Annotated in this window: 19 protein-coding genes; 11 read left to right on the forward strand and 8 right to left on the reverse strand. The window is 71.1% G+C overall.

Features of this window, described 5'->3' with window-relative positions; all coding sequences use genetic code 11:
* Positions 1–56: 56 nt before the first annotated feature.
* From K7957_RS16970 to K7957_RS16985, 4 genes are all read left to right on the forward strand, one after another.
* Complete coding sequence (locus K7957_RS16970; protein WP_223013513.1) at positions 57–1,055, forward strand: LLM class flavin-dependent oxidoreductase; 999 nt, start codon at positions 57–59, stop codon at positions 1,053–1,055.
* 63 nt (positions 1,056–1,118) lie between these two features.
* On the forward strand, positions 1,119–1,595 hold the full coding sequence (gene purE, locus K7957_RS16975; RefSeq protein ID WP_281422887.1) for a 5-(carboxyamino)imidazole ribonucleotide mutase: 477 nt from the start codon (positions 1,119–1,121) through the stop codon (positions 1,593–1,595).
* Positions 1,592–2,665, forward strand: a complete 1,074-nt coding sequence (locus tag K7957_RS16980; RefSeq protein ID WP_223013517.1) for a 5-(carboxyamino)imidazole ribonucleotide synthase — start codon at positions 1,592–1,594, stop codon at positions 2,663–2,665. Before purE ends, K7957_RS16980 begins: the two co-directional genes overlap by 4 nt.
* A 65-nt stretch (positions 2,666–2,730) precedes the next feature.
* On the forward strand, positions 2,731–3,807 hold the full coding sequence (locus tag K7957_RS16985) for an AI-2E family transporter (RefSeq protein ID WP_223013519.1): 1,077 nt from the start codon (positions 2,731–2,733) through the stop codon (positions 3,805–3,807).
* A 121-nt stretch (positions 3,808–3,928) separates the two neighbouring features.
* Here the strand turns inward: K7957_RS16985 and K7957_RS16990 are convergent, their stop codons facing one another.
* Together K7957_RS16990 and K7957_RS16995 are read right to left on the reverse strand one after the other, a co-directional pair.
* The gene (locus K7957_RS16990; RefSeq protein ID WP_223013521.1) at positions 3,929–4,228 is read right to left on the reverse strand and encodes a hypothetical protein; all 300 of its coding nucleotides are present in this window, start codon (positions 4,226–4,228) and stop codon (positions 3,929–3,931) included.
* Positions 4,229–4,238: 10 nt separating this feature from the next.
* Positions 4,239–7,106: a M16 family metallopeptidase gene (locus K7957_RS16995; RefSeq protein WP_246617208.1), complete on the reverse strand. Its 2,868-nt coding sequence runs from the start codon at positions 7,104–7,106 to the stop codon at positions 4,239–4,241.
* Positions 7,107–7,236: 130 nt separating this feature from the next.
* Here K7957_RS16995 and K7957_RS17000 point away from each other — a divergent pair, with 130 nt between their 5' ends.
* From K7957_RS17000 to K7957_RS17030, 7 genes are all read left to right on the forward strand, one after another.
* Positions 7,237–7,701 (forward strand): MarR family winged helix-turn-helix transcriptional regulator, encoded by a 465-nt coding sequence (locus K7957_RS17000; RefSeq protein ID WP_223013525.1) that lies wholly within the window; start codon positions 7,237–7,239, stop codon positions 7,699–7,701.
* Positions 7,689–9,122, forward strand: coding sequence for an efflux transporter outer membrane subunit (locus K7957_RS17005; protein ID WP_223013527.1), 1,434 nt, complete (start codon positions 7,689–7,691; stop codon positions 9,120–9,122). The genes K7957_RS17000 and K7957_RS17005 overlap by 13 nt, the downstream gene beginning before the upstream one ends.
* The gene (locus tag K7957_RS17010) at positions 9,119–10,300 is read left to right on the forward strand and encodes an HlyD/EmrA/EmrK family protein (RefSeq protein ID WP_223013529.1); all 1,182 of its coding nucleotides are present in this window, start codon (positions 9,119–9,121) and stop codon (positions 10,298–10,300) included. Before K7957_RS17005 ends, K7957_RS17010 begins: the two co-directional genes overlap by 4 nt.
* A gap of 324 nt (positions 10,301–10,624) precedes the next feature.
* The gene (locus K7957_RS17015; protein ID WP_223013531.1) at positions 10,625–12,169 is read left to right on the forward strand and encodes a DHA2 family efflux MFS transporter permease subunit; all 1,545 of its coding nucleotides are present in this window, start codon (positions 10,625–10,627) and stop codon (positions 12,167–12,169) included.
* Positions 12,170–12,510: 341 nt separating this feature from the next.
* Positions 12,511–13,704 carry a kynureninase gene (kynU, locus tag K7957_RS17020; RefSeq protein WP_223013534.1) on the forward strand — a complete coding sequence of 398 codons (1,194 nt, stop codon included), beginning with the start codon at positions 12,511–12,513 and terminating at the stop codon, positions 13,702–13,704.
* On the forward strand, positions 13,704–14,516 hold the full coding sequence (gene kynA / locus K7957_RS17025; protein WP_223013536.1) for a tryptophan 2,3-dioxygenase: 813 nt from the start codon (positions 13,704–13,706) through the stop codon (positions 14,514–14,516). Before kynU ends, kynA begins: the two co-directional genes overlap by 1 nt.
* 179 nt (positions 14,517–14,695) lie before the next feature.
* On the forward strand, positions 14,696–17,359 hold the full coding sequence (locus K7957_RS17030) for a M1 family metallopeptidase (RefSeq protein ID WP_223013538.1): 2,664 nt from the start codon (positions 14,696–14,698) through the stop codon (positions 17,357–17,359).
* A 178-nt stretch (positions 17,360–17,537) separates the two neighbouring features.
* Here K7957_RS17030 and mmsB read toward each other — a convergent pair whose 3' ends face one another.
* The 6 genes from mmsB to K7957_RS17060 all read right to left on the reverse strand — a co-directional run bounded on the left by mmsB (position 17,538) and on the right by K7957_RS17060 (position 23,875).
* Positions 17,538–18,416, reverse strand: a complete 879-nt coding sequence (gene mmsB, locus K7957_RS17035) for a 3-hydroxyisobutyrate dehydrogenase (protein WP_223013541.1) — start codon at positions 18,414–18,416, stop codon at positions 17,538–17,540.
* Between the two features lie 188 nt (positions 18,417–18,604).
* Positions 18,605–19,381: an enoyl-CoA hydratase gene (locus K7957_RS17040; protein WP_223013543.1), complete on the reverse strand. Its 777-nt coding sequence runs from the start codon at positions 19,379–19,381 to the stop codon at positions 18,605–18,607.
* Between the two features lie 11 nt (positions 19,382–19,392).
* Positions 19,393–20,436, reverse strand: coding sequence for an enoyl-CoA hydratase/isomerase family protein (locus K7957_RS17045; RefSeq protein ID WP_223013545.1), 1,044 nt, complete (start codon positions 20,434–20,436; stop codon positions 19,393–19,395).
* A 211-nt stretch (positions 20,437–20,647) separates the two neighbouring features.
* Positions 20,648–21,793, reverse strand: a complete 1,146-nt coding sequence (locus K7957_RS17050; protein ID WP_223013547.1) for an acyl-CoA dehydrogenase family protein — start codon at positions 21,791–21,793, stop codon at positions 20,648–20,650.
* Positions 21,794–21,807: 14 nt separating this feature from the next.
* Entirely contained in the window at positions 21,808–22,305 is a 498-nt protein-coding gene (locus tag K7957_RS17055) for a hypothetical protein (RefSeq protein ID WP_223013550.1), read from the reverse strand.
* 22 nt (positions 22,306–22,327) lie between these two features.
* Positions 22,328–23,875, reverse strand: a complete 1,548-nt coding sequence (locus K7957_RS17060; RefSeq protein WP_223013552.1) for a CoA-acylating methylmalonate-semialdehyde dehydrogenase — start codon at positions 23,873–23,875, stop codon at positions 22,328–22,330.
* Positions 23,876–23,951: the final 76 nt, after the last annotated feature.

The raw sequence follows: 23,951 nt of genomic DNA on the forward strand, positions 1-23,951 counted from the left end.
CCACACCAAGCCACACTCGGGTGGCGAAGCGCCCCCCGCCTCCCCACCTCTCACACATGACGCTCTACTCGCTCCTCGATCTCGTCCCCGTCACCGAGTCCGGCTCGGTCGCGGAGTCGCTCCGCAACGCGGCCGATCTCGCGCGGCACGCCGAGGCGCTCGGCTACAACCGTTACTGGGTCGCCGAGCACCACGGCATGACCGGCATCGCCTCGGCCGCGACCGCGGTGGTGATCGCGCACGTCGGCCAGGCGACCAGCACGATCCGCGTCGGCTCGGGGGGAATCATGCTGCCGAACTCGGCGCCGCTCCAGATCGCCGAGCAGTTCGGCACGCTCGACGCGCTCTTTCCCGGTCGCATCGATCTGGGGCTCGGTCGCGCGCCCGGCTCCGACCAGCGGGTCGCGCACGCGCTGCGCCGCAACCTCAGCAGCGACGCGAACGAGTTTCCGCGCGACGTGGTCGAGCTGCAGAGCTATTTCGCCGACGACGGCCGCACCGGCATCACCGCCACGCCCGGCGCAGGCGCCAAGCCGCAGATGTGGATCCTGGGATCCAGCCTGTTCGGCGCGCAGCTCGCCGCGATGCTGGGCCTGCCCTATGCCTTCGCCTCGCATTTCGCGCCCGACGCGCTCGACCAGGCGCTGGCCATCTACCGCCGCGATTTCCGCCCGTCCGCGACGCTGGAGCGGCCCTATGCCATGGCGGGCTTCAACGTTTTCGCCGCGGACACGCATGAAGAAGCGGAGCTGATCGCCAGCTCGCAGCAGCAGCAGTTCGTCGCGCTGCGCACCGGCAATCCCGGCCGAATGAAGCCGCCGGTGCCGGGCTATCGCGCCTCGCTGCCGCCGCAGCATGCCGCGATCCTCGACCAGGCGCTATCAGCGAGCGCGATCGGCACGCGTGACGAGGTCGCACGCGGCATCGCCGCCTTCATCGCGCGCACCGGGGTGGACGAGCTGATGATCACCAGCGCGGTGTACGATCACCAGGCGCGCCGACGGTCGATCGCGCTGGCGGCGGACGCGATGCAGGAGCTCAAGCTCGCGGCATAAATCCGCGGTTTGCCGCCCACGCGTGCCCTTGCCGCGCCGCCATCGCGCCGCTAACCGCACGCGATGGCGCGCGTCGGCATTATCATGGGATCCACCTCCGACTGGGAGACGATGCGGTACGCGAGCGAGACGCTCGACGCGCTCGGCATCGCGCACGAGGCCAAGGTCGTCTCGGCGCATCGCACCCCGCAGCGGCTCTACGACTATGCCAGCAGCGCCGCCGGTCGCGGCCTCCAGGTGATCGTCGCGGGTGCGGGCGGCGCGGCGCATCTCCCCGGCATGGCGGCGTCGATGACACATCTGCCGGTACTCGGCGTGCCGGTCGAGTCCAAGGCGCTCAAGGGCATGGATAGCCTGCTCTCGATCGTGCAGATGCCGGGCGGCGTACCGGTCGGCACGCTCGCGATCGGCAAGGCGGGCGCGATCAACGCCGGCCTGCTCGCCGCCTCGATCCTGGCACTGGGCGATGAAGAGCTGTCCGCGCGGCTTCAAGCGTGGCGTGCCAAGCAGACCGATGGCGTAGCGGTCGACCCGGCATGAGCGTCTGGCCGATCCCGCCCGGCAGCACGATCGGCATCCTCGGCGGCGGCCAGCTCGGGCGCATGATCGCCAGCGCCGCGGCGGATCTCGGCTATCGCACGCACGTGCTCGCGCCTGATCGCGAGAGCGTCGCGGCGCAGACCGCCTCCTCGCTGACTCGCGCGGACTATCACAACAAGGTGGTGCTCGCCGACTTCGCCGCGCAGGTCGACGTCGTCACCTATGAGTTCGAGAATGTCGCCGCCGGCCCGGTCGAGTGGCTGGCCGAGCGCGTGCCCGTCTATCCCGCGCCGAAGAGCCTCGCGGTGGCGCAGGACCGGGTGAAGGAGAAGAGCTTCGTCGAGCAGGTCGGCGGCCGCCCGGCGCGCTGGCAGGCGGTGACCTCGCGCGAGGAGCTCGACGCCGCGATCGCCGCGATCGGCTGCCCCGCCGTGCTCAAGACGACTCGCTTCGGCTATGACGGCAAGGGTCAGGCGCGGCTCGCCTCGCCCGCCGACGCCGACGCGGCCTGGGAGGCGATCGGCGGCCCGGCGGTGCTCGAGGCGTTCGTCGCGTTCAGCCATGAGTTCTCGATCGTGCTGGTGCGCGGCCGCGACGGCGCGATGACGAGCTACCCGCCGCCGTGGAACGAGCATCGCGACGGAATCCTGCACCGCTCCACTCTCCCCGCCCCGCCCGAGATCGCACGCCAGTGGACCGAGGCGGCCGCGCTCACCGGGCGCATCGCCGACGCGCTCGGCCATGTCGGCGTGCTCACCTGCGAGTATTTCGCGAGCGCCGACGGCCCCGTCTTCAACGAGATGGCGCCGCGCGTCCATAACAGCGGCCATTGGACGATCGAGGGCGCGGTGACCTCGCAGTTCGCCAACCACGTCCGCGCGATCTGCGGCCTGCCGCTGGGCGATACCGGGCTGACCGCGGCGCGGGTGGCGATGGAAAATCTGATCGGCGACGAGTGGGAGCGCTGGCCCGAACTCGTCGCCGAGCCGGATGCCTACCTTCATCTCTACGGCAAGCGCGAGAGCCGCGCCGGGCGCAAGATGGGGCATGTCACGCGCGTGACGCGCTGACGATAAGCGGAGCAAAGCCGCCCCCGGGGGGTTGCAGTGGCGTAACGATCCCCGAGGTTCACCGAATGACGATCCCGCGGCGCCGTGTCGAGAACGGCGGCTTGCTCCTGTTCCTGCTGCTCATTAGCGTCGCCTTGGTCGCGGTGGTGTCGAGCTTCCTCGGCGCGCTTCTCTGGGCCGCGCTGGCGGCGCTGCTGTTCCAGCCGCTCTACCAGCGGCTGCTCGAGCGCTGGCCGGAGCGGCGCAACATGGCCGCCGCGGTGACGCTGCTGATCATCACCGTCGCGGTGGTGATCCCGGCGCTGATCGTCGGCAGCCTGGTGGTCGACCAGGCGGCGGGCGTCTACACCCAGATCCGCGGCGGACAGATCAACTTCGCGACCTATTTCCAGCAGGTCCATGACGCGCTGCCGCAGCGGCTCCAGGGACTGCTCGACAATCTCGGCTTCAACAGCTTCGAGCGCGCGCAGGCACAGCTGAGCTCCGCGGTGAGCAATAGCGCGAGCACGCTGACTCGGCGCGCGCTGTCGATCGGCGCCAACGCGGCCGCCTTCCTGCTGGCGTTCGGCGTCGGGCTCTACGTCACCTTCTTCCTGCTGCGCGACGGTGACCGCATCGGTTCGGCGGTCGTGCGCTCGCTGCCGCTCGAGCCCGCGGTGGCGGCCAAGCTGGCGGACAAGTTCGTCGCCGTGGTGCGCGCGACGATCAAGGGATCGGGCGTGGTCGCGATCGTGCAGGGTGCGCTCGGCGCGGTGACCTTCTGGATCGTCGGGCTGCCCGCGGCGCTGCTGTGGGGCATCCTGATGGCGATCGCGGCGCTGCTCCCCGCGGTCGGGCCGGCGATCATCTGGGCGCCGGTCGCGCTCTACCTCTTCGCCACCGGCGCGATCTGGCAGGCGGTGGTGGTGATCCTCTCGGGCGTGCTGGTGATCGGTCTCGCCGACAATATCCTGCGCCCGATCCTGGTAGGCCGCGACACCGGCATCCCCGACTGGCTGGTGCTGGTGACCACGCTAGGCGGGATCGACCTGGTGGGGCTGAGCGGGATCGTGGTCGGGCCGCTGGTCGGCGCTTTGTTCATCACCGGTTGGCAGGTGCTGACCGAGCAGCGGGCAGCGCAGCGGGTCGAGAACGATACGTAACTCTCCCTCCCCTTCAGGGGAGGGTCGGGGTGGGACGTCGCCGTCTCACCGAGATCGGCGCGTTCGAGAAACCGCCCCACCCCAACCCCGCCCCTGAAGGGAGAGGGTCTGAAGCGTCACCTCACGCCGTACGCGTGCCCGACAGCGGGAAGCTGCCGAACGCGCCCGCGCCGACGCTGCCGGTGATCGCATCGCCGTCGACCGTCGCGGAGATGTCGAGCGTCATCGGCATCGGCGAGGTCATCTGCTGCTTCCACGCCAGCGTGTCGCCGTTCACCGAACCCTGCACGTCCGAGGCGCCCATCGCGCCCGAGGCCTGGCCGGTGAAGCTGTCGCCCTGCGACGTTACCGTCAGCGTGAGCTTCTGATCGCCCAGCGGCGACTTCACGGTGCAATCGTAGGTCCCGTCGACTCCGGCCATCACGCTCTCCTCACTTCGTAGCGGCGGCAGGCGTCGCCGCGGGCGGCGCGCCCGCGACCGCGGATGCCGCCATGACCTCCACCGGCAACCCCAAGGAGTCAAGCTGCGGCTTCACCTTGGCGGCCTCTCCCACGACCACCCAGACGAACCGCGCCGGATCGATCGCGGCTTTGGTCGCCGCGGTCACCTGCGGCAGCGTCAGCGCGCGGTACTTCTGCGGGAGCGTCGCGTAATAATCGTCGGGGCGGCGATACAGGTCGTTCGACTGCATCGCGTCGAGCACGTTGTCCGACGTCTCGAACTCGCCCGAGAGCGAGCGCGTGCCGCCGTTGACCGCGCGCTCGAACTCGGCCTGGGTCATCGGCTGCGACGTGAGATAGTGCGCCATGTCGCCGCGCAGCGCCGCGAGCGCCGGACCGGTCTGGTCGGCCTGTACCGGCGCGGAGACCACATAGGGCGCCGCGAAGGCGTTGCGGCTGAAATTGCCGCCGACGCCGTAGGACCAATGCTTGCTCTCGCGCAGGTCCATGTTGAGCCGGCCGAGGAAGCTGCCGCCGAGCGCGTCGTTGCCGACCTCGACCGGCAGCAGATCGTCGGTGCCCTTGAGCCCGGTCTGCACGCCGCCCGCGATCAGCGACTGCGGGCTGTCGGGGCGATCGATCACGACGATGCGCGGGCTGACCGAGGTGACGCGCGCCGGGAAGCTCTTGGTGCCAGCGGCACCGTCGGCGCGCCAGTCGCCGAAGCGCGCCTCCATCACGCGCTGCACCTCGGCGAGCGGGCGATCGGACACGACGAAGATCTTCGCCTTGTCGGGTCGCAGCCACGCCTGGCGAAAGGCGAGCAGGTCCGCGCGAGTGAGCGACGCGACCGCCGCGGGATCGCCCGAGCCCTGCGCCTTGGCATAGGGCGAGCCCGGCGACACGAGCTTGGGCAACACGCGCCGCGCCAGCCCGTTGGGGCTGGTCAGCTCCTGCGCGATCGCGGTGAGTTGCTGCGTCTTGACGCGACCCAGCTCGGCCTCGGCGAAGGAGGGCTCGCGCGCGATGCTCGCCCATAGCGCGGCACCCGCGTCGAGGTTGGCACTCGGCACGCGTAGCCCCAGCGAGGTGCGGTCGGCGCTGCTGCCGCTCGAGATCGACGCGCCGAGCCGCTCGCGCGCCTCCGCGATCTGGATCGAGTTCAGTTCGCGCGTGCCCTCGTCCATCATCGCCAGCGTCAGTTGCTGCGTGCCGAGCTTTTCGGCGACGTCGGCGGCGACGCCCGCGTCGAAGCTGAGCACCGCCTGGGTGACCGGCACCGCGGTGCGCTGCGCGTAGACCAGCTCGATCCCGTTCGACAGTCGCGCGCGCTCCACCTTGGGGAAGCTGAGCGCGCCGATCGGGCCGACGTCGGGGAGCGGCCCGCGCGTGCCCTTGGGCGGCTGCTCGGGCGCCTCCTTCACCGGCGCGGGCGGCGGCACCTTGCTCTCGGCATAAGCGTCGCGCTGGCCGTTGACGATCTGGAGCGAATAGGCCGGGCGCGTGAGCCACTTGGCCGCGGCCGCGCGGACGCTCGCCGGGGTCTGCGCGGCGAGCGCGGCGAGCTGCTTCTTGTAGAAGCCGGGATCGTCCGAGTAGAGCGCGCCCTCGGCGAGCGCCACCGCCTTGCCGCCGAACCCGCCGATCGCCTCGAGCCCGCCGATCCGCGATGACACCGTGCTGGTGACGTAGCGCGCGACCTCGTCCGCACTGGGGCCCTTCTTCACGAAATCGGCGACGAGCTGGTCCATCCGCGCCTGCACCTGCGCCGCGTCGACGCCCGGCCTGACCATGGCGATCAGCTGGAAGGTCCCGACCTGCGCGAAGCTCTCATATTCCGCCGACGCCTGCACCGCGAGCTTCTCGCCCTTGACCAGCACATTGTCGAACCGCGAGCTGGCGAGCCCGCCGAGCACGCCGGCGGCGACCTCCAGCGCGGGGGCGTCGCGGTCGTTGAGGCCGGGGACCGCCCATTCCTTCATCACCAGCGTCGCGGCGACGCGGTCCTTCATGATCTCGCTGGCCTTGCCTGGCAGCGACGAGGGCACCGGCGCGGGCAGCGCGACGCTCTTCGGGCCGGCGGCAATCGCGCCGAAATATTTCTCCACCTTGGCGCGCGCGGTGGCGAGGTCGACGTCGCCGGCGAGCACCAGGACGGCGTTGTTGGGGCCGTAATGGCTGCGGAACCACTCCTTGACGTCGGCGAGGCTGGCGGCGTCGAGGTCGGCCATCGAGCCGATCGTCGTGTGGCCGTACGGGTGGCTCGCGGGGAACAGCCCCTCGGTCGCCTTGTAGCGCAGCAGGCCATAGGGCTGGTTGTCGCCCTGGCGCTTCTCGTTCTGGACGACGCCGCGCTGTTCGTCGAGCACGCTCTGCGTGATCGCGCCGGTGAGATAGCCCATCCGATCCGACTCGAGGAACAAGGCGCGGTCGAGCGCGGCGGTCGGCACCGTCTCGAAGTAATTGGTGCGATCGAAATAGGTCGTGCCGTTGAAGTCGGTGGCGCCGACCTGCTGGAGCGGCTCGAAGAAGTCGCCGGGCGCGTTCTCGCTGCCGTTGAACATCAGATGCTCGAACAGATGCGCGAAGCCGGTCTTGCCCTGCGGCTCGTGCTTCGAGCCGACATCATACCACACGCTGACCGCGACGATCGGCGCCTTCCGATCGGTGTGCACGATCACGCGGAGGCCGTTCTTGAGCGTGAACTGCTGGTAGGGAATGTCGATCGCCTTCACCAGCTCGGACACCGGCGCGGCGGCGGGAAGCGGCGCGGTCGAGTGCGCGGGCGCCTGGGCATGAGCGGACGCGGAAAGGACCGCCAGCGCGGCGCCGGTGGCCAGGAACGCACGATAGGTCAACGGTTGATGCTCCCGCGGGGTGGTGATGGCCGCGACCATAGCGGTCGAACGATCGCCCGCAAGCACGCGCACCAGCAATATGGCGACACATAATATTGACTGCGTAGGCAATGGTTGCTAAGGCAACGGAATGTCGTTCTACAACCGTGACAATTTCATGCCGGACGGGTCGGCGGGCTATCTGATCAAGCGGTGCAACCAGCTCAACCTGGCGCTGCTCGACCGAATCTTCGCCGAGGAGGAGCTGACCGCGTCGCAATGGTCAACGCTGCTCACGATCCACCTCGACTCAGAGGCGACCTGCGCCTCGCTGGCGCGCGACCTCACCTATGACAAAGGCGCGATGACGCGCATGATCGACGTGTTCGAGGCGCGCGGCCTGGTGGAGCGCACGCGCAGCGAGGACGACCGCCGCGTCGTCAACCTGGCGCTGACCGACGCCGGGCGCGACGCCGCGATGCGCTGCCGCGACAAGGCGATCGAGTGCTGGAACCTTTATCTCGCCGACTGGAGCACCGCCGAGATCGAGCAGTTCCTCGCGCAGCTCCGCAAGCTGCGCCGCACGCTGGAGGAGACCGACGCATGCGCCGACTGATCCCGCTCGCCGCCGCGCTGCTCGCCAGCGCCTGCGCGGTCCCCGGCTCGCCGCCGGTGACGGTCGCCAAGACCGCGCCCGAGCTCGCGCTCGCCGGCCCGTCAGTGACGCTCGCGCCCGACTGGTGGAGCGCGATCGGCGACCCGCAGCTCGACCGCCTCGTCGCGGACGCGCTCGCGGGCAACCCCTCGCTCGACGCCGCCGCGGCGCGCGTGCGGCAGGCCGAGGCATCACTCGCGCGGCAGGACGCCGAGCTGCGCCCCGACGCCGCGCTCGACGTCAACGTCCAGGGGGAGCGGCTGTCGAGCAACTACATCATTCCCCCGCCCTTCGCCGGCACGGTGCGCGCGCTCGGCACCGGCCAGGCCGGGCTCAACTGGAACCTCGACCTGTTCGGTCGGCAGAAGGCCGCGATCGCGGGCGCCGCGGCGCAGCTCCAGGCGGCCGAGTACGACCGCGCCGCGGCGCGGCTGATGCTCGCCGGCGCGGTGGTGCAGAGCTACGTCGAGCTGGCGCGCGCCGAGCGCCAGGCGACGATCGCCGAGCGCACCATCGCGACGCGGCAGCAGTCGCTCGGGCTGGTTCAAGTGCGCGAGCAGAACCGGCTCGCCAGTCGTATCGACATCACCGCGGCGCAGACGCTCGTGTCGCAGGCGCAGCTCGCGCTGGTGCAGGCGCAGGGCGCGCGCGCGCTCGCCGCCGACGCGCTGGCGGCGCTGGCAGGGCGCGGCGGCGACTATGCCCGCGCCCTCCAGCCGACCCGGCTCGCCGCCGACGCCGCGCTGCCGGTGCCGGCGACGCTGCCCGCCGACCTGCTCGCGCGCCGCCCCGACGTCGCCGCGGCGCAGGCGCGGATCGCCGCTGCCGCCGCGCAGCGCCAGGTCGCGCGCCGCGCTTTCTATCCGAACATCAACCTCTCGGCGCTGGTCGGACTGCAGGCGATCGGCTTCGGCAACTTCGTCGACCTGTCGTCGGGGATCGCGGGGGGCGGCGCCGCCATCCATTTGCCGCTGTTCGACAGCGGGCGACGCACCGCCGAGCTGCGCGGCGCCACCGCCGCGGTCGACGTCGCCACCGCGCAATACAATGAGTCGGTCGTCGCCGCCGCGCGCGACGCCGCCGACGCGATCGCGCGCGTTCAGGCCGCCGACGCCGCGCGCGTGCGCCAGCGCGAGGTCGTGACCGGGCTGGCCGAGACCAACCGGCTCAACGGCGTGCGCGTTCAGAGCGGGCTCTCGAGCCGGCTCGACCTCGTCAACACCGACATCCGCCTGCTCGACGCCGAGCTGGCCGACGCCAATCTCGCGATCGACTCGCTCGCGGCGCGCGCGCAGCTCGCCACCGCGCTCGGCGGCGGCTTCGCGCTGCCGACGCCCGCGACACCCCTTCCCGCCACCGGCGCCCAGGACCTGTCCCGATGACCGACACCGCCGCCCCCACGCCGTCGCCCGCCCCCGCCCAGACACCCACGCCCACGGGTAAGCCGAAGGCGCGCCGTCGCGCCTTCCTGATCCTCGGCGCGGTGCTGCTGGTGGTGCTGATCATCTGGGCGATCATGCACTTCTTCTTCGCCCCGCCGGAGGAGGAGACCGACGACGCCTATGTCGCCGGCGACGTGGTGGCGATCACCGCGCGCGATCCCGGCACGGTGACGCAGCTCCACGCCGACAACACCCAGTCGGTCACCGCGGGCCAGCCGCTGATCGACCTCGACCCGACCACCGCCGACGTCAACGTCGCCGCGGCCGCCGCCGAGCTGGCGCGCGCGGTGCGCTCGACGCGCGCCGACTTCACGCGCGTGGGCCAGTCCGACGCCGGCATCGTCCAGGCCGAGGCCGAGCTCAACCGCGCGCGAGACGACTACGCGCGCCGCCGCGGCGCCGCGCAGCAGGGTGCGATCTCGGGCGAGGAGCTGAGTCACGCCGCCGACGCGGTGAAGGTCGCGACCGCCAACCTGCGCCTCGCGCGCGAGCAGCGTCGTCAGGCGCAGAGCACGGTGCAAGGCACCGACGTCAACACCAGCCCCGCGGTACTCGCCGCGATCGCCAACTACCGCCGCGCCGCGGTGGCACGCGGCCACATGCACGTGATCGCACCGATCGCGGGCGTGGTGGCGCAGCGCACCGTCCAAGTCGGCCAGCAGGTCAATGCGGGGACGCCGCTGATGGCGATCGTGCCGCTCGACCGGCTGTGGGTCGACGCCAACTTCCGCGAGACCCAGCTGAAAGATCTGCGCATCGGTCAGCCGGTCAAGCTGACCGCGGACATGTACGGCGGCGACATCGTCTATCATGGCCGCGTGATCGGGCTCGCCGCGGGCAGCGGCAACGCCTTCGCGCTGCTGCCGCCGCAGAACGCCAGCGGCAACTGGATCAAGATCGTCCAGCGCGTGCCGGTGCGCGTCGCGCTCGACCCGCGCGAGCTGCGCGCCAATCCGCTGCGCGTCGGCCTCTCGGTCGACGTCACCGTCGACACCGCCGACCAGCGCGGAGCGCGGCTCGCACAGACCGCGGCGTCGCCCTATCGCGGCGACACCAATGTCGGGACCGACCCCAAGGTCGAGGCGGAGATCCGCCGCATCGTGGCGGCCAACCGGTGAGCGGCGTCGCGAAGCGGCTCGCGGCGGTGGCCGCGCGGCTCTTCCCGCGCGGCACCACCCGGGTGGGCGCGGGACTGCGGCATGATCCGCTTGCGTTCCCTTCTTCGTCATCCCGGACTTGTTCCGGCATCCAGCGTGCCACGGGCCTCACGCCCGCTGGGTACGCGGACGGGTGGATCCCGGACCAAGTCAGGGATGGCGGTCGCGAGTGGGACGACGTTCTTTCCCGTGCTCCTGCACAGGCAGGAGCCCAGGGCCACGCACGCCGGCGCTCGCAGCTCTGGGTTCCTGCGTGCGCGGGAACACGGTTGAGGCACCCCTATCATGGCTAGCGGCGCGCCGCAGGAACAGGCGCCGATGACCGGCGTCCAGCTCGGCGTCACCGCCTTCGCGCTGGCGCTCGGCACCTTCATGATGGTGCTCGACAGCACCATCGCCAACGTCTCGCTGCCGACGATCGCGGGCAACCTCGGCGTGTCGAGCGACAATAGCACCTGGGTGGTCACCGCCTTCGCGGTCGCCAACGGTGTCGCGGTGCCGCTCACCGGCTGGCTGATGCGACGCTTCGGCGTGGTGCGCGTGTTCTGCACCTCGGTGGTGCTGTTCACCATCGCTTCCTTCCTGTGCGGCGTGGCGTGGGACCTGCCCTCGCTCATCATCTTCCGCGTGCTTCAGGGCGCCGTCTCCGGGCCGATGATGCCGGGCAGCCAGGCGCTGCTGATCTCGATCTTCCCGCACGACAAACGCTCCACCGCGCTCGGCATCTGGTCGATGACCACGCTGGTGGCGCCGATCATGGGGCCGATCCTAGGCGGCTACATTTCCGACAACTACCATTGGTCGTGGATCTTCCTGATCAACGTGCCGTTCGGCGTCGTCACCGCTTTGGTGTGCTGGTTCAACCTGCGCAGCCGCGAGACGCCGACGATGAAACTGCCGATCGACACGGTCGGGCTAGGGCTGCTGGTGCTGTGGGTCGGCTCGCTCCAGGTCATGCTCGACCTCGGCAAGAACGCGGACTGGTTCAACGACCCGCTGATCGTGGTGCTGACGCTCACCGCGGCGGTCGCCTTCGTCGCCTGGGTGATCTGGGAGCTGACCGACGCCAATCCGACGGTCGATCTGACCTTGTTCGCGCGCCGCAACTTCTGGATCGGGAATCTCTGCTTCTCGCTCGGCTACGCGGTGTTCTTCGCCAACATTCTGATCCTGCCGCTGTGGCTCCAGACCCAGCTGGGCTATACCGCGACCTGGGCCGGCCTGGTGGCGGCGCCGAGCGGCGTCGTGGCGGTGCTGCTGACGCCGCTGGTGGCGCGGCTGTCGGGGAAGGTCGACGCGCGCGTGATCGCCACCGTCGCTTTCGGCGGCTTCGCGATCAGCTACTGGATGCGCTCCGGCTATACCGCGCAGGCGACCTTCGGCGACCTGGTGCTGCCGCTGCTCGTCCAGGGCGTGTCGATGAGCACCTTCTTCCTGGCGATGCTGACGATCTCGCTCGACAAGATCCCACCGCAGCGACTGCCCTCCGCGACCGGCATCTCGAACTTCTGCCGCATCACCGCGGGCGGGTTCGCCGCCTCGCTGATCTCCACCGCCTGGGACCGGCGCGAGGCGCTCCACCAGAGCCGGCTCGCCGAGGCGATCGGGAACGGCATGCCGTACCAGATGGCGGCCGAGCAGATGCAGCGCATGGGGATGAGCGCGCAGCAGGCCGCCGGCGCGGTGACTCGCCAGATGGTGGGCCAGGCCTATCTGCTCGCCTCGGTCGACCTGTTCCGCCTCTCGGCGTGGCTCGCCGCGGGGCTGATCCTGCTGGTGTGGACCTGCCGCCGGCCGAGCGCGCCGTCCGGGCCGGTCGCGGCGGACTGAGGCGCGGTGCTGGTGCCCCGCGGAGGCCGCGGCCCAGTTGGGAGACGCTGGTGAGACCCACTCCCGCCGTCCCGACTGAGCCCCTGCTTTCGCCGGAAAACGGTGGGGCGATGTGTCATACCGACATCGGCCCTCGCCCCTTCCGCTGCCACCCTGGCGAGCGCCCGGGTCCAGTTTCGCAGGCTCTCGTGAGAAACACCATCGTCCCCCGAGGGGGGCCCGGCGTCCGCCGGGGCGGTAGCGAGCGCGGAGCAGTGGCGAGAACGTAGCCGCGGCGGCGGCGGGCAGGCGCCTACTTCGAGCCGATTGGCCCGCCACCTCCCTCACGCTAAGACCCGGGAATGACCGACTTCGCCGCCACCCGCGCGCTGTTCCACCTGCCACCGGGCGTGATCTACCTCGACGGCAACTCGCTCGGCCCGCTGCCGCGCGCGGCCGAGGCGCGCGCCGCCGCGGTGATCCGCGAGCAATGGGGCGAGCGGCTGATCCGCGGCTGGAACGACGCCGGCTGGATGGCGCTGCCGACGCGCGTCGGCGACCGCATCGCGCGGCTGGTCGGCGCGCCGGCGGGCAGCGTCATCACCGGCGACACGCTCTCGATCAAGCTGTTCCAGGCGCTCGCCGCCGCGCTCGCGCTCCGCCCCGACCGCCGCGTGGTGCTGAGCGACAGCGGCAACTTTCCGAGCGACCTCTACATCGCCCAGTCGCTGCTCGAGTCGCTCGGCCAGGGTCACGAACTGCGCGTCGTCGCGCCCGAGAAGGTGGCGGGCGCGATCGACGACAGCGTCGCGGTGACGATGCTGACCGAGGTCGACTATCGCACCGGCCGCCTCCACGACATGCGCGCGCTCACCGCCAGCGCCCACGCCGCCGGCGCGGTCGCGCTGTGGGACCTGGCGCATTCCGCCGGCGCGCTGCCGGTCGACCTCGCAGGCGCCGACGCCGATTTCGCGGTCGGCTGCACGTACAAATACCTGAACGGCGGCCCCGGCGCCCCCGCCTTCCTCTACCTCGCGCCGCGCCACGCCGAAACCGCGCGGCCTATCCTGAGCGGCTGGCTCGGCCATCGCGCGCCGTTCGCGTTCGAGCGCGACTATTCGCCCGCGCCCGGGGTCGAGCGGATGCGGGTGGGCACGCCGCCGGTGATCGCACTGGCGGTGCTCGACGCCGCGCTCGATGTCTGGGACGGGGTCGACATGGCCGACCTGCGCACCGCCTCGATCCGCCTCGCGCAGCGGTTCATCGCGGAGGTGGAGGCGCGCTGCCCGCAGCTCACGCTCGCCTCGCCGCGCGATCCGCAGGCGCGGGGCAGCCAGGTGAGCTTCGCGCACCCCCAGGCCTATGCGGTGATGCAGGCGCTGATCGCGCGCGGCGTGATCGGCGACGTGCGCGCGCCCGACCTGCTGCGCTTCGGCTTCACGCCGCTATACCTCGGCGAGGAGGAGGTGCTGCGCGCCGTCGATATCCTCGCCGACATCCTCGCCACCGACGCCTGGGACCGCCCCGAGCATCACCTCCGCGCCGCGGTGACGTGATGGGCGAGCATCACGACGCCGAGCTCAACTTCGCCGAGCGCATGGGCTATGGCGACTATCTCGCGCTCGACCGCGTGCTCGACGCGCAGCACCCGCTGAGCGACGCGCACGACGAATTGCTGTTCATCATCCAGCACCAGACCAGCGAGTTGTGGATGAAACTGGCGGTCCATGAGCTGGAGAGCGCGCGCGACGCGATCCTGGCCGACCGGCTGCCGCAGGCGTTCAAGCTGCTCGCGCGGGTGGCGCGGATCCTCGAGCAGCTCAACGGCGCCTGGGACGTGCTGCGCACGATGACGCCGTCCGACTATACCACCTTCCGTGACGCACTGGGGCAGTCGTCGGGGTTCCAGTCGTGGCAGTATCGCGCGGTGGAATATCTGTGCGGCAACCGCGTTTCCGCGACACTCGGGCCGCACCGCCACCGCGCGCCGACGCTGGCGCGGCTAGAGGCGATCCTCGAGGCGCCGAGCGTCTACGACGCCGCGCTGGTCCGCCTCCACGCCGCCGGGCTGCTCGCCGACCCGGCGCGCGACTGGCGTGCGCCGCATCTCGCGAGCGAGGCGGTGCTGGCCGCGTGGGAGCAGGTGTATCGCGCGCCCGAGACGCACTGGCCGCTCTACGAGCTGGCGGAGAAGCTCGTCGACCTCGAAGATTATTTCCGGCGCTGGCGCTTCAATCACGTCACCACGGTGGAGCGCGTGATCGGGCTCAAGCGCGGCACCGGCGGCACCGCGGGCGTGTCGTACCTGCGCAAGATGCTCGAGGTCGAGCTGTTCCCCGAGCTGTGGCAGGTGCGCACGCGGTTGTGAGGGGGCTAGTGCCCCGGCGAAGACCGGGGCCCAGGTGGGGCACGCTGTTGAGACCCACGACGACCTTCCCGCCTGGGCCCGGCCTTCGCCGGGGAGCGGTAAGCATATGTGCTCCACGAGTGTTCCGCTCATCAGCGTTCCGTCCTACGCCCGCGCAACCAGAACGAAGGTCGCGCCTCATGAGACTCCCGCTGCTCGCCTCCACCGCCCTCTTCCTCGGCGCCCCCGTGCTGGCGCAGCAGGCCCCTGCCCCTAGTCGCGCAGCTCCCACCGCCGCCCCCGGAGAGGTCCCGCTCGGCCAGCTGCCCGACACCGCGCGCCCGAGCGCCTATCGCATCGACCTCACCGTCCGCCCCGAGCAGGAGCGCTTCACCGGCCACGCCGAGGTCGACGCCGAGCTCCGCCGCGCCACCTCCTCGCTCTACCTCCATGGCAACGGCCTCGCGGTCGCCAAGGCGGTCGCGCGCTCCGGCGGTCGCACCGTCACCGCGCGCTACACCCAGGTCGACGCCTCGGGGGTGGCGCGGCTCGATTTCGCGACGCCGCTCCCCGCCGGCCGCGTCACGCTCGCCTTCGACTATGACGCGCCCTTCATGACCGGCGCCGAGGGGCTGTACCGCGCCAAGGTCGGCGACGACTGGTACGCCTGGACGCAGATGGAGCCGATCGACGCGCGACGCATGTTCCCCGGCTTCGACGAGCCCGGCTTCAAGACGCCCTTCACGCTCAGCGTCACCGCGGCGAGCGGGCAGAAGGTCTTCGCCAACACGCCCGAGACCGCCGCCACGCCAGCGGGCGCCGGACTGATCCGCCACGTCTTCGCCCCCTCCAAGCCGCTGCCGACCTATCTCGTCGCGATCGCCGTCGGGCCGTTCGACGTGGTGCCCGGCGACGCGCCGGCCAACGCGGTGCGCTCCACTGCGCTGCCGTACCGCGCGATCGCCACCAAGGGGCAGGCCGAGCGGCTCGGGCTCGCCGCGGCCGAGGGGCCGAAGATCCTCGCGCTGCACGAGCGCTATTTCGGCATTCCCTACCCCTACGAGAAGCTCGACCAGATCGCCGGCCCGGTGATGAGCGGCGCGATGGAGAATGCCGGCCTCGTCAGCTACAACGACACTTTGCTGCTGCTCGACCCCGACGCGCCCGCGTCGCAGCGGCGCGGCTTCGGCACGGTGGTGGCGCACGAGCTGGCGCATCAATGGTTCGGCGACCTCGTCACGCCGCGATGGTGGACCGACATCTGGCTCAACGAGAGCTTCGCCGAATGGGCCGGCAATCGCGTCGGCGAGATCTGGCAGCCCGGGCTCGGCACCGACGTGGCGCAGCTCGCCGAGGCGTTCGCGGCCATGGATACCGACAGCCGCGCAGTCGGGCGCCCGATCCGCCAGGAGATCACGCGCAACGACCAGATCGCCAGCGCCTTCGACTCGATCACGTACCAGAAGGGCGGCCAGGTGCTGACGATGGTGGAGCGCTATCTCGGCGCGGAGAAGTTCCGCAAAGGCGTGCAGTTCCACCTGAACCGCTTTCGCTACGGCACCGCCGCCGCGGACGACTTCTTCGAGTCGATGGCGACCGGCTCGGGCGATCCCGGCATCGTCCCGGTGTTCCGCAGCTTCGTGACGCAGACCGGCGTGCCGGTGGTTCGTATCCGCGCCGACGCGGCCGGACGGTGGCAGCTCAGCCAGCAGCGCTACCGCCCGATCGGCGTCGCCGCACAACCGACGCCGCAGACCTGGACGGTGCCGGTCTGCGCGCGCCAGGGCGAGACGCGCAGTTGCACCCTGCTCGGCGGCGCGACCGGCACGCTCGCGTTGCGCGGCAACGGCCTGGCAGTGCCCAACGCCGACGGCGCGGGATATTGGCGCTACAGCCTCGACGACGCCGGCTGGGCGCGGCTGCTACAGGGCGCCGAGACGCTGCCCGCGCGCGAGGCGATGGCGGCGGCGGACAGCCTCTGGGCTGACTTCCTCGCGGGCAACGCCGGCTTCGCGCGCGTGATCGCGGGAGCACGCGCCTTCGCCGCGCATCGCGAGCGCAGCGCGACGCTCCAGCTGCCGCAGGCGATCGCCGAGGTCGAGCTGCTCGACCTGTCGCTCGCCGCGAGCGCGGGGCTGCGCCGGCTCGCGGGCGAGCTGTCGCTGCCGCGGCTGCGCGCGCTCGGCGCGGTGTCGTTCGCGCCGGGCGCCTACGCCGGCGAGGAGACGGGGCAGAGCCTGCTGCGGCAGAACCTCGTCGACTATGCCGCGCAGACCGCGCGCGACGCGGCGCTGCGGGCGCAGCTCGCCGAGGCGGCCGAGGGCGCGCTCGCCGCGACGCCGCGGCCGGTCGATCCCTCCTATCGCGAGCTGGCATTCGCGGTGGCGGTGGAGGACCGCGGCGTCGCCTTCATGAACCGCCTGCGCGACTCGCTCGCGGCGAGCGGCGACCCGCTGTTCCGCTCGCACGCGGTGCGCGCGCTCGGCCAAGCCACCAGCGCCGTCGAGGTGGCGCGCGCGCTCGAGCTGACGCGCGACCCGGCGCTGCAATCCACCGAGCGGCTGACCCTGATGACACGGCTCGCCTACCAGCCGCTCGGGCGCGACGCGCTGCTGGCGCTGTTCACGCGCGACTTCGACGGCGCGATCGCCGGGGTCCCCGCCTTCGCGCGCGCGCGCATCCCGACGCTGTTCGGCGGCTATTGCAGCGCGGATAAGGCGAATTCGGTCGAGGCGCTGTTCCGCCCCCGGCTGGCGACGCTGGGCGGTGGCGCGCTGGAGCTGAGCCAGGCGCTCGGCGCGATCCGCCAGTGCGTCGCGCTGCGCGCGGCCAAGCGCGCGGAGGTGGAGGCCGCGCTGCGGTGAGGCGGTGGCCCGCTGAATAGCTGCGCTCCTGCGGACGCAGGAGCCTAGGGTCACGAGTACTGTCTCATGTGGCTCTGGGCTCCTGCGGTCGCAGGAGAACGTCCATGGATAGGTCGCGCTTATGTCTGTCTTCGGTGAGCAGGCGCCGCTTCGGTCATGCGACAACCGCCACCCTCCCCTACGCCCCCCGCAGCATCCGGATAATGCCGGAGAAATCCTCCCCACCATGGCCGCCCTCGCCGAACGCTCGGTACAGGTCGCGCGCGTGGGCGCCGAGCGGCAGCGTCGCGCCGCCGTCCGCCGCCGCATCCATCGCCAGCTCCAGGTCCTTGAGCATCAGCGCGCCCGCGAAGCCGCCGCGATAGTCGTTGTCCGCGGGCGACGACGGGCCGACGCCCGGCACCGGGCAGTAGCTCGTCATCGACCAGCTCTGCGCCGTCGCCTTGCTGGCGATGTCGTAGAACACTTGCGGGTCCAGCCCGAGCCGCTCGGCGAGCACGAACCCCTCGCAGGTCGCGATCATCGTCGCGCCCAGGATCAGGTTGTTGCACAGCTTGGCGGCCTGACCGGTGCCGCTCGCGCCGGCGTGGATCACCGCCTTGCCCATCGCCTCGAGGAACGGCCGCGCCCGCTCGAACGACTCCGCCGGGCCGCCGACCATGAAGGTGAGCGTGCCCGCGGTCGCCGCGGCGATCCCGCCCGATACGGGCGAGTCGACCGCGGCGACGCCGCGCGCGCGCGCCTCTTCGGCGACCGCGCGCGCGGTGGCGACGTCGATCGTCGAGCAGTCGATCAGGATCGCCGCGGCGTCGACCAGCGGCAGGATCTCGTCATAGACCTGCGCGACGTGGCGCCCGGCGGGCAACATGGTGACGACCGCCTCGGCCCCCGTTACCGCGGCTGCGGCGCTCGCGGCGGCGAGGCAGCCCGCCGCTTCGGCGCGGGCCAGCGCCTCGGCGGAGAGATCATAGGCGCGCACGTCATGGCCGTGCTTCGCCAGGTTGGCGGCCATCCCTCCACCCATGTTGCCCAGCCCGATGAACGCGACGCGTGCCATGTTGCCTCTCCTCGTTATCGTCACCACGCTCGCCGCTCGTCCGTTCGCGCTGAGGAGAGGCTGAGCCTGTCGAAGCCTCGTCTCGAAGCGCTGCCGCGACCGTGGCGCCAGGTGCTTCGAGACGCCGCTTCGACGAGCTCAGCGGCTGCTCAGCACGAACGAAGGGCGATCTGACGCCGCGTCACCCCTCAGCGCCCGCTCCACTGCCCGGCACGTTTTTCGACGAACGCCGCCATCCCCTCTTTCTGGTCAGCGGTACCGAACAGAGCGTGGAACAGCCGGCGCTCGAACTGGACGCCCTGCGCCAGCGTCGTCTCGAACGCGGCGTTGACCATCTCCTTGTTCGCGATCGCGGCGAGCGGCGCCATCTCGGCGATCGTCGCGGCGGTGCGCAGCGCCTCGTCGAGCAGCTCGGCGGCGGGCACGACGCGGCTGACCAGCCCGGCACGCTCCGCCTCGTCGGCGTCGATCATCCGGCCGGTGAGCACCATCTCCATCGCCTTGGCCTTTCCGACCGCGCGCGCGAGCCGCTGCGAGCCGCCCATGCCGGGCGATACGCCGAGCTTGATCTCGGGCTGGCCGAACCTCGCCGTATCCGCCGCCAAGATGAAGTCGCACATCATCGCCAGCTCGCAGCCGCCCCCCAGCGCATAGCCCGCCACCGCCGCGATCAGCGGCTTGCGCGTGCGCGTCAGCTGCTCGTAGCCGGCGAAGAAATTGCCCGCGTACATGTCGGCGAAGCCCTGCGCCGCCATCTCCTTGATGTCGGCGCCGGCGGCGAAGGCGCGCTCGCTGCCGGTGAGAACGGCGCAGCGCTGCGCCGGATCGGCGTCATAGTCCGCGAGCGCGCGCAGCAGCTCGGCGAGCACCTGCGAGTTGAGCGCGTTGAGTGCCTTGGGACGGTTGAGCGTCAGCAGCGTCACCGCGTCGCGTCGCTCGACCAGGATCGTCTCGTAATCGGCCATCAGTCGGTCCCTCAATCGTGCGGAGTCCAGGCCTCCGCCTCGGGCAGCGGGGCGAAGATCTGGTCGATGACATGGTCGCTGACGCCCTCGGGCGTGGCGGGTTCCCAGCGCGGCGCGTTGTCCTTGTCGACGATCACCGCGCGCACGCCCTCGAGGAAGTCGTGGCGCTGCACCACGCGCGTGGCGACCGCATATTCCTGCCGCATCTCGTCGGCGAAGTCGGCCATGCCCGCGCCATGCTTGAGCAGCTTGAGCGAGACCTTCATCGTCTGCGGCGACTTGGTGCGCAGCGTCGCCAGCGTGGCACGCGCGAAGTCGCCCGCGTCGGCCTCGAGCGCGGCGAACACCTCCTCGACCTCGTCCGAGGCGAACAGCCGGTCGATCGCCTCGCGCTGGTCGAGCAGGGCGGCGTGGCCGGGCGCGACATGCGCGGCGTCGAGCATCGCACGCAACTCGCCCGGACGTGCGGCGATGTCGCGCTTGAGCGCGTCGAGCCGAGCGCTCTCGACGTAGTGCGTCGCCAGCCCGAGCGCGTGGCACGCCGCGCCGTCGACGCGCGCGCCGGTGAGCGCGAGATACTGCCCGATCCGCCCCGGCAGGCGCGAGAGGTACCAGCCGCCGCCGACGTCGGGAAACAGGCCGATGCCGGTCTCCGGCATCGCCAGCCTGGTATTCTCGGTGGCGACGCGGTAGCGGCACGGCTGCGACAGGCCGACGCCGCCGCCCATCGTCACCCCGTCCATGAACGCCACCACGTCCTTGGCGTAGGTGAACAGCCGGTGGTTCATCCGGTACTCGACGTGGAAGAAGGCACGCGCGGCGCTGCCGTCGCCCGCGCCGCTCGCGGCGAGCAGGCGGATGTCGCCGCCCGCGCAGAAGCCGCGGCCCGCGGCGTGGTCGATGGTAACGCAGCGGATCATATCGTCGCCGCGCCAGCACTCGAGCGAGTCGAGCACGGCGGCGCACATCTCGGCGGTGAGCGCGTGGAGCGCCTGCGGTCGATTGAGCCGCAGCTTGGCCACGCCGCCCTCGATCTCGGCGATGAGGTCGGTCATGCGATCCTCCCCGACACTGCCAGGGCAATCGGACGTGACCGCATGGCGAACCCTGCACCGCACCACACCGTCATCCCGGCCTTGAGCCGGGACCCATGCCTTGGCAAGCGTGACGATGGCAGCGTACGCGGCGCGATGGATCCCTGGTCAAGCCCGGGATGACGGCGGAGCATGTGGCTAGCACCAGTACGCGAGATCTGGCCCACCTCCCTCACTGCCGGGTCAACTCGCGGCCGACGATCATGCGCATCACCTGGTTGGTCCCCTCGAGGATCGAGTGGACACGCAGGTCGCGCCAGAAGCGCTCGATCGGATAGTCCTTGAGATAGCCGTAGCCACCGTGGAGCTGCAGCGCGCGGTCGACGATCGAGGAGCCATTGTCGGTCGCCAACCGCTTCGCCATCGCCGAGAAACGAGACTTGTCGGGCGCGTCCGCGGTCACCTTCGCGGCGGCGAGGTAGAGCAAGGCGCGCGCCGCCTCCAGGTCGGTCGCCATGTCGGCCAGCGTGAACTGCGTGTTCTGGAAATCGGCGATCGGCTGCCCGAACTGCTGGCGCTCGCGCGCATAGCGGATCGACTCGTCGAGGCAGCGCTGTGCGCCCCCGAGCGAGCAGGCGCCGATGTTGAGTCGGCCGCCGTCGAGTCCCGCCATCGCGATGCGGAACCCCTCGCCCTCCGCGCCGACCAGGTTGGCGGCGGGCACACGGCAATCCTCGAAGATCACCTGCGCGGTCGGCGATGCGTTCCAGCCCAGCTTGCGCTCGGGCGCGCCGAAGGACAGGCCGGGCGTGCCCTTCTCGACCACGATCGCGCTGATGCCGCGGCTCTTCTCCTCACCCGTCCGGACCATGCAGACGTACAAGTCGTTGTAGCCCGCGCCCGAGATGAACTGCTTGGTGCCGTTGAGCACGTAATCGTCGCCGTCGCGCCGCGCGCTGGTCTTCAGCGCTGCCGCGTCCGAGCCCGAGCCGGGCTCGGTGAGGCAGTAGCTGCCGATCGTCTCCATCGTGACGAGGCCGGGCAGGAAGCGGTCCTTGATCTCGGCGGAGCCGAAGCGATCGATCATCCACGCCACCATGTTGTGGATCGAGATGAACGCGCTGGTCGCGGGGCAGCCATAGGCCATCGCCTCCATCACCAGCGCCGCCTCGAGCCGCCCGAGCGCGATGCCGCCCGACGCCTCGCTGACGTAGATCGCGCCGAAGCCGAGCTCGCCCGCCGCCTTCCACACGTCGACGGGATAGTGATGCGTCTCGTCCCACTCGGCCGCGTGCGGGGTGATGCGGTCGGCGGTGAAGCGGCGCGCGAGCTCCTGGATCTCGCGCTGGTCATCGGTGAGGTCGAACTGGTCGATCATGTCCTGCCTTGCGGTCAGCAGCGCCGGTAGCGCTGGACGTTGGGTGCCTCGCTGCGGACGAGGATGGTGCCGCCCTGCTCGAGCGTGAAACGGTCGCGCCGCTCCCACGACGGACCGCCCGCGCCGTCGAAGCGGAGGTCCGCCACAACCTCATAGGGCGAGTGCTGCTCCAGCCGCTGCACGCGTGCCTTCGCCTCGTGGAAGCGGATCGTGTCGGCGTCGACGCTGATCCGCCCGGTGGCGTCGGTGTTGGCGAGCAGGCAGTCGTCGTAGCTGACGCCCCAGTAACCGAGGAACTCGGTCGGGAAGGCGCGCGCTCGCGCCGCGGTCTCGGGCGGCGCGGCGATCGGCACCCCGGCGCGCGCGGTGGTGGCGACGCCGTTCTGCGCCGCTGCGCGCTCGATCGCGGCCTGCGCACGCGCCTCGTCCTCGGGCACCTCGTGGCGGTTATAGTCCGCCGTGTCGGGTGAGCACGCGGCGAGCATCGCCGCCAGCCCCACCGTCATCGCCATCCGTCCGCTTCGCCGCATCTCGTCACCCCATCGTCGGGATCACGAACGCGTCCTGCACGCGCGAGGGTCCACCGTCCTCGCTGCCGCCGGGGAGCGCGGAGCCGTCGGGCCAGCGCTGCGTCACTGTCTTGACCTTGGTCCAGAAGCGCACGCCCTCGGTGCCGTGCTGGTTAACGTCGCCGAAGGCGCTGCGTTTCCACCCGCCGAAGCTGTGATAGGCCACCGGCACCGGGATCGGCACGTTGATGCCGACCATGCCGACGTTGACTCGCGCGGCGAACTCGCGCGCGGCATGGCCGTTGCGCGTGAAGATCGCGACGCCGTTGCCGTATTGATGCTCACTCGGCAGCCGCACCGCGGTCTCGAAGTCGGGCGCGCGAACGATCTGAAGCACCGGGCCGAAAATCTCCTCCTGGTAGGAGCGCATCTGCGGCGTGACGCGGTCGAGCAGCGTCGGGCCGACGAAGAAGCCCTGCTCATGGCCCTGGAGCGTGAAGTCGCGACCGTCGACGACCAGCTCCGCGCCTTCCTCGACCGCGGTGCCGATCCACTCCTCGACGCGCTGCTTGTGCGCGGCGTTGACCACCGGCCCGTAATGCGCCTCGGGGTCGGTGGAGACGCCGACGCGCAGCGCGCGGATCGCCGGCACCAGCTTCTCGCGCAGGCGGTCGCCGGTCTGCTCGCCGACCGGCACCACGACGGGCAGCGCCATGCAGCGCTCACCCGCCGAGCCGAAGGCGGCGCCGGCGAGATCGGCGACGACCTGATCCAGGTCGGCGTCTGGCATGACGATGCCGTGGTTCTTCGCGCCGCCCATCGCCTGGACGCGCTTGCCCGCCTCGACGCCGCGGCGATAGACGTAATGCGCGATGTCGGAGGAGCCGACGAAGCTCACTGCCGCGATCGCGGGATGGTCGAGGATCGCGTCTACCATCTCCTTGTCGCCGTGGACGACCTGGAGGATGCCCTCGGGCGCGCCGGCCTCGAGCATCAGCTCGGCGAGTCGCACCGGCACGCTCGGGTCGCGCTCCGACGGCTTGAGCAGGAAGGCGTTGCCGCAGGCGATCGCGACGCCGAACATCCACATCGGGATCATCGCGGGGAAGTTGAACGGCGTGATGCCCGCGCCGATGCCGAGCGGCTGGCGCATCGAATAGACGTCGATGCCCGGACCGGCACCCTGCGTATACTCGCCCTTGAGCACGTGCGGGATACCGCAGGCGAACTCGATTACCTCGAGCCCGCGTTGGATGTCGCCCTTCGAGTCGGCGATCACCTTGCCGTGCTCGGACGAGAGCAGCCGCGCCAGCGACTCCATCTCGCGCTCAACCAGCTCCTTGAAGCGGAACATCACGCGCGCGCGGCGCTGCGGATTCGTCGCGGCCCAGCCGGGCTGCGCCGCCTGCGCCGCCGTCACCGCACGATCGAGGTCGGCGGCGGTGCCGAGCGCCACACGCGCCTGCACCTGGCCGGTGTTGGGGTCATAGACGTCCCCGCTCCGCACCTGATCCCGGGCAGCGCCACCGCCGGACGCGACCGCGTCGGCGATGTGATGGTCGATGGTGCGCATCGCCTCTCCTCTATCTGTTGGCCCCGCTGTGCGGCGCGGCGCAGTTGCAGGCAAGCAGCAATTCTGCAACCGCAGC

Origin of the sequence: Sphingomonas yunnanensis (assembly GCF_019898765.1) — a bacterium.
GTDB lineage: Bacteria > Pseudomonadota > Alphaproteobacteria > Sphingomonadales > Sphingomonadaceae > Sphingomonas > Sphingomonas yunnanensis.